Origin of the sequence: Candidatus Borrarchaeum sp. (genome assembly GCF_019058535.1) — an archaeon.
GTDB lineage: Archaea > Asgardarchaeota > Sifarchaeia > Borrarchaeales > Borrarchaeaceae > Borrarchaeum > Borrarchaeum weybense.
Genome location: NZ_JAHPYX010000024.1, coordinates 1 through 12,565, shown reverse-complemented (window position 1 = coordinate 12,565; position 12,565 = coordinate 1). Strand labels below are relative to the sequence as shown.

Sequence of the window (12,565 nt, the reverse complement as noted above, 5' to 3'; positions counted from 1 at the left end):
TCCAACGGCAGCGCTACCTATCGATAGATTATTAGAGGGTGGTTTGCATACTGGTGAAGTTACAACGGTTTTCGGAGAAGCGGCAACTGGAAAATCAACACTGGCGTATCAGAGTCTTATTAATGTAGCGAAGATGGAACACTCTACCATTTATATTGATACAGAACATAAGTTTAATACTCGAAGAATAGCTCAAATTGATGATAAAACTGATGTTTCAGATTTTATTGCACTATTCCAACCAGAGACTTTCACTCAACAGATACAATATCTAAAAAATCTGAAGGCTCTATTAAATGAAAGACCGTTTAAACTTCTAATTATAGACACAATTTCTAATTTGTACCGCTTAGAATCATGTTCCATAGAGAAAAGCATAGCTCTAAGAAGATTACTGGAACAACATCTGGCCCGAATATACTGTGAGACGCGCCGATATAGTTTATTTACTCTTATTCTCAGTCAAGTAAGAAGTTTTAAAGGCAAGACTACCCCCATAGGAGAAGATTGTCTTTATGCATACTCTAGAAAATTAGTAGAATTAAGGAAAGGATTGATTAACAATAAACGATTTGCGATTCTAAGAAAAGGAAGAAGTAATATGATTGATGAGAGCTTACCATATGTTATAACAGAAAAAGGATTTAGTTCAATAAATGAAATAAGGCTTTTGTCTTTTTAATATTATGAGTAAGGTGATCAGTGCAATATAGATTGTTTTATTCATCTATTGACAAGTCTCTCAGGATATATTGACTCAATCTTTGAAAAACCTCTAATTTTAAAAGTAGAAAAAGTAAGATATACTCTAAATCAGTTTCGCTTATAGGAGGATTCTTATTATAAACCGTCAATTAATAAAAACTTCAGTATGGATTGCTCTACTAACGGGTATAATTCTTTTATCTCCTCTATCAACATTTTCTGCTGATTTTCCAGAGGAACATCCTAATCCTATATCTGGAGTAACATATCGAATAGATTTCTATAATCCTGATTATATTCAGTTAGACAAAGATTTAGACATGATGAAAGCGTGTGGTTTTACTATTTTGCGAATTGATGCTCCTTGGGTAGTTGTAGAACCTGAAAAAGGGGAGTTACATTTTGACGTCGTAGATGAGTTTATTGAGCGTGTGAACAATAAAGGATTTAAGATTTTACTTATTCTGGCGACTGGAGAGCCAGAATGGGCAGGACAACTAATTTCTAGCGAGTTCAATGATAATGCTGAAGCATTTATTCGAAAAATTGTTGAACGATATAAAGTCTATGTTGATTATTGGCAAATTGAAAACGAGTTAAATATGAGAGTATTTCCTACAAGATGGAACGATATATTTCGCTTCTATGAAAGAATGTGCAACACCGTCAGAGAACTCGATTCAGGTGCAAAAATCGTTTTAAATCTGAACTGTGACGTACCCTTGTGGTCTCATTTCATTAATTTGATTCGAAGTCTTGATTTTGACATTATTGGATTAGATTCATATCCTGGAACTTATTCCGGTGCGCATCCGAGCATATGGGCTACTTATATCCGAGAAGCAGAACTTTCAGGTAAAGAAGTTATGATTACTGAAGCAGGTTATTCAACATTTGATTCTCTCCATACTGAAAAAAAGCAAGACCAGTACGTTAAGGCATTATTATCAACAGTATCAGATTTCGACCTTGCTGGAATCTTATGGTTTGAATTCAACGATGAAACCTCAGTTCCAGTTTGGACATCAACTTCTATACAATTTGGTGCATTCAGTCCGCTTTTTGGAGAAATTGAACTTCATTTTGGATTGGTTAGGCTAGACCGAACACCAAAACCTGCCTTTACTACTATTAGCGAGTGGATATTGACTTCTAAAGAATATAATTCAAATTTAGCAATGCCAACGATATTAATGATACTTTCATTTACATCCATTCTGGGAAGTAATGTACATTTTCCCTTCGGCTTAACTGCCTTTCTGTTTTTTATTATCCGTTCTGGAATGGCAGCAGCTATGAAGTGGCGTGGAGCCAAATTAAGACCAACTCGCACATTTCCTTATATAATTATAGCTGCTCTTTTGACTATCCACTTGGGACTTTATGCTGGTATTGGAATCTTACCTGCATGGTTTGTAACGCTTCCTTGGTGTGGTTTATTAATTTTAGGATATTTCTTAGGAATTAAAAATATTGACTGGATCTACAATTTAGAGTTTAATGATACCTCATCGAGCTTAAAAGAGCCAAGTGAATAATGTTTATTTTGTACTCATTTTAAGACCATCTTAATCTCTTCTTTTTTATAAATATATTTTGAAATATTTTTTATTTTGATAAATACATTAATTTTATATATTTGAAGAAATGTAATAGATAGTGGGATTACTATGCATAAGAACTTCTACCTTTATACTATCACGAAAACTCAAGTTAGAATTGCATTATTAATAGCAATTATTAATCTAATGCTCGTTATGGGATCTTATACCTTAATTGGAATACATTGGACAGAAATCTTCATTATAACCTCCCCCCCAAGTCCTTCACTTTCCTATGTTGGACCTAATCTTGCTACCCCACTCTATTTTCTAGCAATAGTAGGAGGTCTGCTTCTTATTCAGAAAATAAGACAATGTGCAGCTACTGCAACCGAAAAAATTCCAGTACGTGAACTTAGAGCAACTGCAACTAATCAGATGAGTTTTGTTTATAATTCTTTAATTCCGGTCCTTTTTGGGATTATCTTCAGTGCAGGACACATTTTCTATAATTTATCAATAACTGGAGTCACTGTTACTAATTTCATATTTTATAATGTTTATAGTATCTTTCCTGACTTCATTCTAGGATATCTTGCTTGGTTTTGTGTAAGTAGTGTGTATTCCATTTTTTATCTTGGAAATTTGTATATTAGCGAAAAAAAACCACTAGCGTCAGATGAAGCATTTGGATTTAGTCCACTTATACGCTTTGGGCTAACATCAGCTACTGCATGGGGTTTTGTGGGAATCATTATCTTACCTTTAATGGTCTATCTGCCAAAAGATCCGCTTTCAACTCTGCTTGTTTTTTCAGGAGTTAGTTTGTATGGTATCTCAGTCGCATTATTCTACTTTCTTCCTCTCCTAGGTGTAAATCGAAAGTTAACAGCATTGAAAAATGAGAAAACAGATATATTAACACAAGCATTATATGAAAGAATTGATGCGGTCATGCGAGGACTGGATATGCGAATAAATATCCCAACAGATTATTTTCTTGAAGTTCTTGGACTAAATGTCATAAGCAACAGGGCTGAAGCAATAAACGTATGGGGAATAAACTTAAAAAACGCAGGACGACTTGTTAGTATGGCAATTTTACCCATCTTATCTTATGTTTTGAAATATTTGATACAATTTTATTTTCCTGGAATTCCGTTGCTTTAATTCAGCCAAGTGATATTTTATGCTCTAGTCTATTTTTATTCGAAATTAGAACTATTGCTTATTTTTTCATTGATATATATTTAGAGGTTCTGTCGAAAAAAAATGTCATTATTTGAGGGGAGATTTTTGTCGCCTTATTCTCCAGAGAAATTTCCTGTATTTAACAGTTTTAGCTAATTTTGACACAATAATATTAATTTAAATTATCATAAAAATAGTAATTTTTATAAATATGAAGTTACCTTGTAATATACTGAGTTCATTTAATTTAACGAACTCACCTAAGACACATCTCCAAAAGTATTCTTTTGGAAAACACATAGTGGGTGAAACCCCCCGCATGGGGGGGAAATGGGGTAAATACAAAATGACTATTCAAGAATTAGAAAGAAAACAAGACAAAGTTTTAGAAAAAACAAAGTCTTCTCTTGAAGGAATCTATGAAATACCAAAGCCAACTGAAGAACAATTGCAGCAGATGCCTACAGATCTGCATCGTAAGTACGCAGAAGAAGCTACACTCTACTCAGAGCATTTGTTTCCCTTAGCGTATACGACAAATGCTGTACTTATTGCTTTTAAAGTGGGAATTTTTGACGCCATGTCTAAGCCAATGAAAATTGCTGAACTTGCAGAATATCTCGTTGATAGCGACAAGATCGAGTTAGATCCTCTCAATTTGGAACAGGAAATCGAAGTATGTAAGCAAAAGATAGGAGCATTGTTTGAGTTATTTTCTGCACCACAGCTTAAGATAGTACAGCAAGTTAATGGTGGACAGTGGGAACTAACTAGATTAGGGAGTTATCTACGAACCGACTCATCTGTAGGTATCGCAGTGGCTATGATGAACCTCACTGAGTATTACTCAAAGCCGTCGTTTGGTGACTATCCTCGCCATGTTTTTGGAACTAAGGCTTACGATGACATCGGTTCTCCAGAGGAGGGAGCCGTTTATACTGAACGTGTCCCTCAAAAAGTGAGAGCCGGATTGTTAATGTCGTTACCAAAATTTGGGGTAAACCTTGATGAAGGCGATCCGTTAGTACTCGACCTTGGATGTGGTGTAGGTGATTGGCTCATCGAAATCGCCAAGAAACATCCTAATACTAAAGGAATAGGCTTAGATTACAACCTAGGAAGCTGCGAAATGGGAGCTGCGAAAGCCGAAACTGCTGGACTTGGTAGTCGCCTGGAATACAGACAAGTAGATCTAGCTACCGATAGAATTCCTCTAAGCGATTCTTCTGTCGATTTAGTGACTGCAATAAACTTTCACCACTTCTTTCCGAGATACGGCGATCAAAACGTTACGGATGAGATTTTTCGTGTATTAAAACCTGGAGGTAAATTCCTCTCAATTGTGCCATTATGTGATGGTGCAGACGACACGCTCATGCTCTCTACGCAAACAATGTTTCAATTTCTATTCAGCGGATTTACAGGCTGGCGTACAAAAGAACATCTCACCGATATCGCGCAGAAGGCAGGATTTAAAATCACAAAGTTAGTTCCTATGATTTTCCGAAGCCGTCAAGCAGTATTCTTTGCAGTTAAAACCTAAACAGGAATCACGTTTTTTTTATTTAAAGTCTAGTGTGGTGATAATAAATGGCACAAAAAACTAGAAGACGTAAAATACAAACTAAAAGAGAGGACGAAAACAAAAGCAATCATGTTCGTGTAACAGAAGGCTTAGGCAACGGCCTTGCAATCAGTTTTCTGAAAGAGTACATAGAACCTTTCATTGTTACAGCCGAAATTGCTAATGGATTAAAATGTGGTTTTTTCGATGCGTTTCAAAATAGTGGAGACCAATACGTTGCAACCAAAGAGGACATCATTGAATATACAACTAATGGTAATGGTATCGTAACGATAGACGACAAGGATAGTGTTTATGACCTAGAACAGTTCGCAAAGAAATTAGATGCATGGCTGGAATTAATGGAAACCTCGGATTTAATCTATCGTAATAACGGTTTCTACTGTTTACAGCCTCTTGCAGTTCATTTCAGAAACGACAAGAACGGGGTAATAAGGTCATTACTCAACGAATCATTTTATTGGACGAAAACACTGGATGAACGCCATCTTTCAAATATATGGAGTAGACATTGCGTAGATTCATTAATCGGGACACAGAAGTACGATTTTATCGAAAATCATCTCGAAGCATGTAGTAGCGTGCTATGTCGAGATATTCCACTGTATCTCGAAGAGTTCGATATACATCTAAAGAAAAATTCTATTGTATTGGATATTGGTTGTGGAACTGGCTATTTTCTTGAAGAGCTTGCTCGCCTTTATAAAATCAGAGGCGTGGGACTTGATTTCAACTGGAAAGTAGTGGAAAATGGCAACAAAAGGCTTAAGAAGTTAGGTCTAGGTCGTATAATTAACCTGCGCTACATGGATGTAGCTAAGCAGAAATTGCCAGCCAATGACGATCTTGTGGACTTAGTATTGACCATAAACTTGCATCAATATTTCAAACCTGAGCATTATGAGCATTTAACAAATGAGATCTATCGGATCCTCAAACCAGGTGGTACATACTTTTCTATAGTCGCTGTTGAGTTACCTGAGGAACATCCTTCCAAGAGATTATCGATAGGTATGCATTCGCAATTGTCAAAGATATTCACAGACTTTACAGAATTCGTAGATATGGCTCATATCAGAGAACTTTATGAGAATGCCGGATTCAATCTCAAAACCTTTGAGACTCTTCCGTTGTATGGGGGACATCAGGAGATTATTGTCGTCAAAAAACCTTGAACTTCACCTTATTTTTTTGTCTAGCACATTTTTTTGTGCATAAAAGCTACCGTCATTCTTTCTTTTCATTGTAATCAGAGTCATTTTGCATTTTTTTCATTTAAAAGCTCAGGGATAAGTTCTTCCAGTTTCTTAATATCTTTAAGTTCTATTAGATAATCTGGGATCAAGATTTTTTCTTTAAAATGCGTTTTGTCTGGCGTAAGGATGATTGTTTTCATTCCCAATTCCTTAGCTCCTAAAATGTCAACTTGTGGGTTATCTCCGACGTGAACGCAATTCTCAGGGGCTACTCCAAGAGCTGCGCATATCTTAATAAACGGCTGTGTGCTTGGCTTCGTGTCTTTGGTATCTTCCCCAGGAATAATAATCGCATCAAAATATTCGACTAACCCAGCGTCTTCGATTCTTTTAGCCTTCATACCCTCCAATCCATCAGTATCACTCATTAAACCAAGCTTAATGCCTTTCTGCCAGAGAGATGCCAGCAGATCCTCTACTCCCGGAAAAATCTTGGATTCATCACTCACGGTCTGCCAATAGATAGTAGTTAGTTCATTAAGAGTGGATTCCGAAATTGATTCCGAAATATCTTTACTAAAATATCGTTTTACAGCTTCTTTCCACCAAATATTGCGGTTGTAAATGTGCTTTTCATTCATTTCACGTTCCATCAGTTCAATTAAGTTTAATAGTACCTTTTCTTGAATCTCTCCTTGAATATTCAGGTATTTTAATAAAAAATCACAAACCTTTGAATGAGCAATATTTCTACGTGGATGCGACTCAACTAAAGTGCCGTCAAAATCAAAAATAGCAGCATATCTTTTTTCTGTGTTACTTGTCATCAAGATCTCCCTCATTTAAGATTAGTTAATTTCCATTTTATAGTTTCTCTGTAGTAGAGACTAATATTCTATTTTGAAAAACCGTCAACTTTTTATAGGCTTACGACATACTATGTAGACGTCAATATATATAGTAGTCTAAATATATGGAGGTCTACCGTTTGGTATGGTTCGGTAAAGGATTTACGAAAACTTCACACGGACGGATTAGTCCAGTCCAATTTATGATTCTCTTAATGGCGGAAAGAAAAAAAGAGGCTTACGGTTATGAACTTCTACAAGAGCTATCTGGAATCTTTAGCGATGTGTGGAAGCCAAAAAGTGGTACTGTTTACCCTGCATTGAATTCACTTGAAGAAAGGGGCTTTCTTAAAAGCGAGAAGGTTGAACAGGAAGACAAGCCTGATAAAAAAATGTATAAGATTACACAAGAAGGCAGAGACATCTTAAACGAAGTTTTTGATAGTTTTGAAGAAGAAGTTACATATTCAGAAGAATATGGTGCAAAAATGTTTGAGTATTTAGGGCAACATTTTGGCAGAAAATTAGGTTCTTTATTTTCAAAGTTGTTTTTACATGAAGATATGGACGAAATCGATCACTGGAAAGGAAGAAAGCAGAAAATCAAAGAGAGAATGAGACATGAGATGGATCATAGACATCATCATATTGGTCCTTGGATGTGGATGATGCCTTGGATGAAATATCTTTTTTCGGGGGATGAGCTTCAAGATGATGACCGAAAGGAGATGTTAGAGCACTATAAAGCACGATTACAGAAAGAACTTGAGAAGATCAACAAAGAATTAGAAAAAATGGAAACTGAAGAAAACAAAGAAGAGGAGGTGGAATAACATGTTTGGGATGGAACATATATTTCCAATATTCTTGAAGCATTTTCACTGTATGCCAGAAATAATGGAAAAGGAAGATTTTCCAGAACTAAAAAAAGATTTCTTAGAATTATATAAAAAACTCTTAGAGGCTCAGATTAAGCATATTGACAGAAAACTAGAAAAGATAGAAGAAGTAGCAGAAGAAAAGAATGAAGCATAAGCCTTTTCTCATCACTATTTTTTAACTGCATTTTTTTATTATTTCTCCACAAGAAGACCCCTTCAACGTGTTGGGGGGATGAATTGCGTGTGTTACTTGTTTCACTTTCACGATACTCCTTAATCTTTAAGTAGTGATTCGCATAGATCGTAAGTAGAATTGAGCTGAGGTAACACTCGCCAGTTCTTACCTTAACTCATCACTATTTTTTAATTGCATTTTTTAACTTCACATCGCGTTCAGGGCAGGCACTGCCCGTTGAGCCTGTTTGACATGTCCTGCTGGGGAATGGATGATTCAGGAAGCCAGCTTATTTGTAGGGTGGTAGTTCACTAAATTAGATAATCTCAAGAAGATAATACAAAGCATTTCGCACATTCAATCCAGTGACTGCACTACAAGGTATAATCTTATCCTCTTCAATGTCTAAATACTCGCTGATATTTTCTAGGACTTTTGTATTACAATTTGAAAGGTCGATTTTGTTAAGACAGACTACGAAAGGAAGAGATAAAGCATCATGTATTAATTCTATGATCTCTCTGACTTTTGCTAAGTAACTCTCCGTTATAACTGTAGAATCAATTACCACAAAAACACCCTTAGCGCCTTTCCACCAAATACTCCATAGCGGCTGATAGTGTATTTGCCCCCCTAATTCCCATAACATATATGACTGAGAATCTTCTTGCATAAAAACTCTGTAAAAGTCAATTCCAGGTGTAGGTATGTAGGATTCGCAGATAGTATCAAGATTAGATGTGTTCTTCTTCTTTTTGACGCCATTAAACGCCGTTTCAATTTTTTTTCCAAAAACTGTTTTACCTGCATTGGCAGGCCCCATAAGGAGCAGTTTTGTAACATTTATACGATTAAGTAATTTTATCGGCTTATTTACCGTTTTGATATCTGTTGTAAAGGACATAAAGCTCAAACACCTTTGTTAATTTAATTGATTTAACATGATTTATAAAGAGGTCAAGGTTCTGATCAGAAATAAGGAAGGAGTTGTCATTATTTTTCGTCGGCGAAGCTTTTAGAAAAATAAGAAACTTGTAGTAATATATTTTATCGCAAAAATTTTCAAAACTTCATTTAAATATCTGAATTGTTAAGAATCGACAATGTCTCTGCCACTATACTCACAGGACGGATTTAAACACCGTATTTTGTTTTTAGATTTAAAGAGGGGAAGCCCACATTGACATCGATCATCATGCAGCACTGCATAAGTCGGCAGTACAAAAGCTGTTTTGCAAGGATTCTTTTCATCATAATATTTATTGCATCCGACTGTTAGGCCAATTCTCCGAAGAAAGATAAGAGGGTTGCCACATTTAGGACAGGAATATTTCTCTTTTTCAAATTGCTCCTTTACTATTTTGTCGGGATTCTGACACTGGCGATCAACACAACAAATAATATCATAACCACCATAAATGTATCGCATTTTGGGAAGGCCACACCGTTTACAACTGCTTTCAGGCAACACTTTAGCGCTTTTTGAAATTCTATATGATATGCCACAAAACGTACACAGTACCTCGTCTTTTTTCTTTACTAAATCGTAACCACAGTTCTTACACTTACCAATTGACTTTGAAGAGGTATCCGCTAATTTTTCTTTTTTTGGCTTTTTCTCCATCTTGTCAATTTCTAAGGTTTTCTTAGGACGAGGCTTTATCACCTTGATTTCTTTTCTATCAACTATTGGCAAGTTCTCAAAATCGATGAATGAAACCATTGATTCACATAGAATAGTTTGTTGTCTTGGAGACGTAATATAAACTGGAAAAATCCAATCTTCTTCTTTACTTAGAAATAAAGTCTGTTCTATTAATTTCTTTTTGTTTAACAACAATGTTGCATTGATACGTACAGGAAAACTCCAATTTTTTAATCTGAAAAGTGCTTCTTGAGATTCATCAATGTTCATTCTTTCTCTAATATCCCATTCAGCAGTGATAATAGGCATTTCGTTGATTTTTTTTCGGATCTTTTCTGCATTAGCCTTTTTGATACCAAGTTTAATCATTTCTTCTACACTGAGTTGTATCAAGTCCTTTAATCCCATAACATTTGCACTCGCTAACAATGTCGCTATTCTTGCGCCTATACCTCTAACTTGTATTAATTCCGAAAATTCCTCAGGTAGTGAATATTCTAGTAAAACACTAAGCCTTTTGATCTTTTCACGAATTAGAATGGATTCAGAGAATTCATCACAGAAACGTTCCAAAGCCGACAATAGTCTATTAGCGTTTTGTTTTATAACGCGTGCGTCTGTCTGAAACTCAATATCAATTTTTACACCGCCTTTAAGAGATGCAAGCAAGACTGCGAATACCTTTTCTTGATGTTTTTTCAGATCTTTTACGTAACCAGATGCCGAATAACTCTCAATGACATCTCGAAAGACACCCCGTTCATTTTTTCTAACTACCATATCGTCAAATTCGCTGGCTTTTGACACAAGTGCAAGGATTTCTTCATCATCAATGATTTCATGAGAGTGAACTGCAACTGCATCAAAAAAAAGTTTTCCAGTATCTAAACGCAAATAGAACTTTGAGGTGAGGCTTCCTAAAGGCGTGGAAACAAGCCCCAGCTCTGTTTTATTTATAAATCCATCTGTGATAAGCCGTTCGATACATTCATTTGTAGTATCCATTATTTCTTGAATCTTTAGTTCATCCTTTTGGGAACTATACAAGAACGTGCTTTTCAGCCAATCACTTATTTCAGCTTCTGTTTTAATAAAATTCAAACTAATCTCTGCATTGAGATGCTCTTCTAATGTTTCAGTTAATCTTGATTCAATTTCCTTCCCGGTTAATAGTCCCCGATAGTATTCAACGTTTCTTTTTTCTGTTATGATGATTCCATATCCTAAGTTATCAAATTGAGGTCTACCTGCTCTTCCAAGCATTTGTAATAAATCTAAAGGGCTTATTTCTTTTTTACCCTTTAAAGGGTCGTAGACGGTTGTGTCTTGGACGATAACTACGCGAGCAGGCAAATTCACTCCCCATGCTAAAGTACTTGTCGACGCAAGTACTTTTAAAAGTCGATTTTTAAAAGCAGATTCTACGATCTCCCGATCATTTCTACTTAATCCCGCGTGGTGAAAAGCTATACCTTCAACAAAACATGAGCGTAAGATATCGTTAACAATATCCTTAGATTTTTTGCCCAATAGCTTTGTTTCTTTATTTCCTATAAGCATTTTTTCGTTTTCTGAAAAGTTTTTTAATAATTGTTGTGCCGTATCAACAGTACCGCGTCTACTTGAAACAAAGACTAATGCTTGACCAACTTCGATGTGTGGAGCAATTAAATCATATGTAAGTTGAATTTTAAGGTGTTTGTTATTCCATCTATTCTTTTTATCTGGCTTATACCCACAGACTGTTGCTTCTAACTTTACAGGTCTGTAAGTGTCATCAAAAACAAAAGTTCCTGGCTTCTTTGCGCCTAGCCACGCGGCAACATCTTCAATGTTCTTCATTGTGGCACTTAAAGCTACTATTCGTAAATTTTCATTGATTTTTCTTAAACGGGATATCAGTACCTCTAAAGCTCCTCCTCTTTCGGGTGAGTCTAAAAGATGCACTTCGTCAATTATTATAGTATCTATACGATTGATGAACTCGTATGTAGAACTCATAAATTTTCTACTTGAGCTATCAACTTTTTCAGGTGTTGATATTATTATATGTGCTTTAGCAGCTTTTCTAGGCTCAATTTCAGTTTCTCCAGTTGTTACATACACGTTATAGCCTAAAGGTTCGAATTTACTGGTCCACTCTTCAAGTTTTTCGTAACTTAGAGCTTTATATGGTGCAATATATACGACCTTTTTATTGGGATCATCTTGATGGTTTATTAAAGCCCTTAAAATCGCAAGTTCACCGATAACTGTTTTGCCCGACGCTGTGGGGGCTCCTAAAACAACATTCTCATCTGTATTAAAAACGATATTAAAAACAGCTGATTGCATCTTATTGAAACGTTCAAAGGGAAATACACTTTCTAATGTTTCAGGAATCACTTCTGTTACTTTTAATTCAACAACCACTACAATTCCTCAAGAACGTTTGAGATCTCCCTTATAAGAATATGATGTTAATAAAAGCTATTATTGTTAGTTTTTTTCCTTTTATTAGTTTATAATACTCTCCGCAAGAAGACCCCTCAACTTGTTGGGGGGATGAATTGCGTTACTTGTTTCACTTTCACAACAGTCTCTAACCTTTAAATAGCTATGTGCACATAACAAGTAGGCAGAATTGAGCTGAGGTCATACTCGCCGGTTCTCAAAATAACATCACGTTCAGGGCAGGGACTGCCCGTAGAGCCTGTTTGACATGTCCCGTTGGGGAATGGATGATTCAGGAAGCCAGCCTACTTGTAGGGTGGTAGTTCACCTATCTCTTAGTAAGTTCCAACTATACTCTTCAAAAC

The 12,565-nt window shown here is 35.8% G+C and carries 10 protein-coding genes; 7 read left to right on the top strand and 3 right to left on the bottom strand.

Going from position 1 to position 12,565, the window contains the following annotated elements; all coding sequences use genetic code 11:
• The 5 genes from QVB70_RS01460 to QVB70_RS01440 form a co-directional block, all read left to right on the top strand.
• A partial coding sequence (locus QVB70_RS01460; protein WP_287582660.1) for an ATPase domain-containing protein occupies window positions 1–682 on the top strand: 682 nt, incomplete at its 5' end.
• Between the two features lie 130 nt (window positions 683–812).
• A complete protein-coding gene (locus QVB70_RS01455; RefSeq protein ID WP_342766533.1) occupies window positions 813–2,243 on the top strand; it encodes a beta-galactosidase in 1,431 nt (476 codons plus the stop codon).
• 132 nt (window positions 2,244–2,375) lie between these two features.
• Window positions 2,376–3,416 carry a hypothetical protein gene (locus tag QVB70_RS01450; RefSeq protein ID WP_287582658.1) on the top strand — a complete coding sequence of 347 codons (1,041 nt, stop codon included), beginning with the start codon at window positions 2,376–2,378 and terminating at the stop codon, window positions 3,414–3,416.
• A gap of 340 nt (window positions 3,417–3,756) precedes the next feature.
• Entirely contained in the window at window positions 3,757–4,980 is a 1,224-nt protein-coding gene (locus QVB70_RS01445; protein WP_287582656.1) for a class I SAM-dependent methyltransferase, read from the top strand.
• Window positions 4,981–5,027: 47 nt separating this feature from the next.
• The gene (locus QVB70_RS01440; RefSeq protein WP_287582654.1) at window positions 5,028–6,197 is read left to right on the top strand and encodes a class I SAM-dependent methyltransferase; all 1,170 of its coding nucleotides are present in this window, start codon (window positions 5,028–5,030) and stop codon (window positions 6,195–6,197) included.
• Window positions 6,198–6,277: 80 nt separating this feature from the next.
• On the opposite strand, the gene QVB70_RS01435 is transcribed toward QVB70_RS01440, so the two are convergent.
• Window positions 6,278–7,045, bottom strand: coding sequence for an HAD family hydrolase (locus QVB70_RS01435; protein WP_287582653.1), 768 nt, complete (start codon window positions 7,043–7,045; stop codon window positions 6,278–6,280).
• 161 nt (window positions 7,046–7,206) lie between these two features.
• Between QVB70_RS01435 and QVB70_RS01430 the strand changes: the two genes are divergently transcribed.
• The gene (locus tag QVB70_RS01430) at window positions 7,207–7,899 is read left to right on the top strand and encodes a PadR family transcriptional regulator (RefSeq protein WP_287582651.1); all 693 of its coding nucleotides are present in this window, start codon (window positions 7,207–7,209) and stop codon (window positions 7,897–7,899) included.
• Window position 7,900: 1 nt separating this feature from the next.
• On the top strand, window positions 7,901–8,101 hold the full coding sequence (locus tag QVB70_RS01425; RefSeq protein ID WP_287582649.1) for a hypothetical protein: 201 nt from the start codon (window positions 7,901–7,903) through the stop codon (window positions 8,099–8,101).
• Between the two features lie 337 nt (window positions 8,102–8,438).
• On the opposite strand, the gene QVB70_RS01420 is transcribed toward QVB70_RS01425, so the two are convergent.
• Window positions 8,439–9,026, bottom strand: a complete 588-nt coding sequence (locus QVB70_RS01420) for an ADP-ribosylation factor-like protein (RefSeq protein WP_287582647.1) — start codon at window positions 9,024–9,026, stop codon at window positions 8,439–8,441.
• 186 nt (window positions 9,027–9,212) lie between these two features.
• The gene (locus QVB70_RS01415) at window positions 9,213–12,179 is read right to left on the bottom strand and encodes a DEAD/DEAH box helicase (protein ID WP_287582646.1); all 2,967 of its coding nucleotides are present in this window, start codon (window positions 12,177–12,179) and stop codon (window positions 9,213–9,215) included.
• Window positions 12,180–12,565: the final 386 nt, after the last annotated feature.

Excerpts from the sequence above, each read along its gene's own strand:
- QVB70_RS01450 (WP_287582658.1), top strand. The coding sequence starts at position 2,376 with ATGCATAAGAACTTCTACCTTTATACTATCACGAAAACTCAAGTTAGA.
- QVB70_RS01445 (WP_287582656.1), top strand. The coding sequence starts at position 3,757 with ATGGGGGGGAAATGGGGTAAATACAAAATGACTATTCAAGAATTAGAA.
- QVB70_RS01440 (WP_287582654.1), top strand. The coding sequence starts at position 5,028 with ATGGCACAAAAAACTAGAAGACGTAAAATACAAACTAAAAGAGAGGAC.
- QVB70_RS01435 (WP_287582653.1), bottom strand. The coding sequence starts at position 7,045 with ATGACAAGTAACACAGAAAAAAGATATGCTGCTATTTTTGATTTTGAC.
- QVB70_RS01425 (WP_287582649.1), top strand. The coding sequence starts at position 7,901 with ATGTTTGGGATGGAACATATATTTCCAATATTCTTGAAGCATTTTCAC.
- QVB70_RS01420 (WP_287582647.1), bottom strand. The coding sequence starts at position 9,026 with ATGTCCTTTACAACAGATATCAAAACGGTAAATAAGCCGATAAAATTA.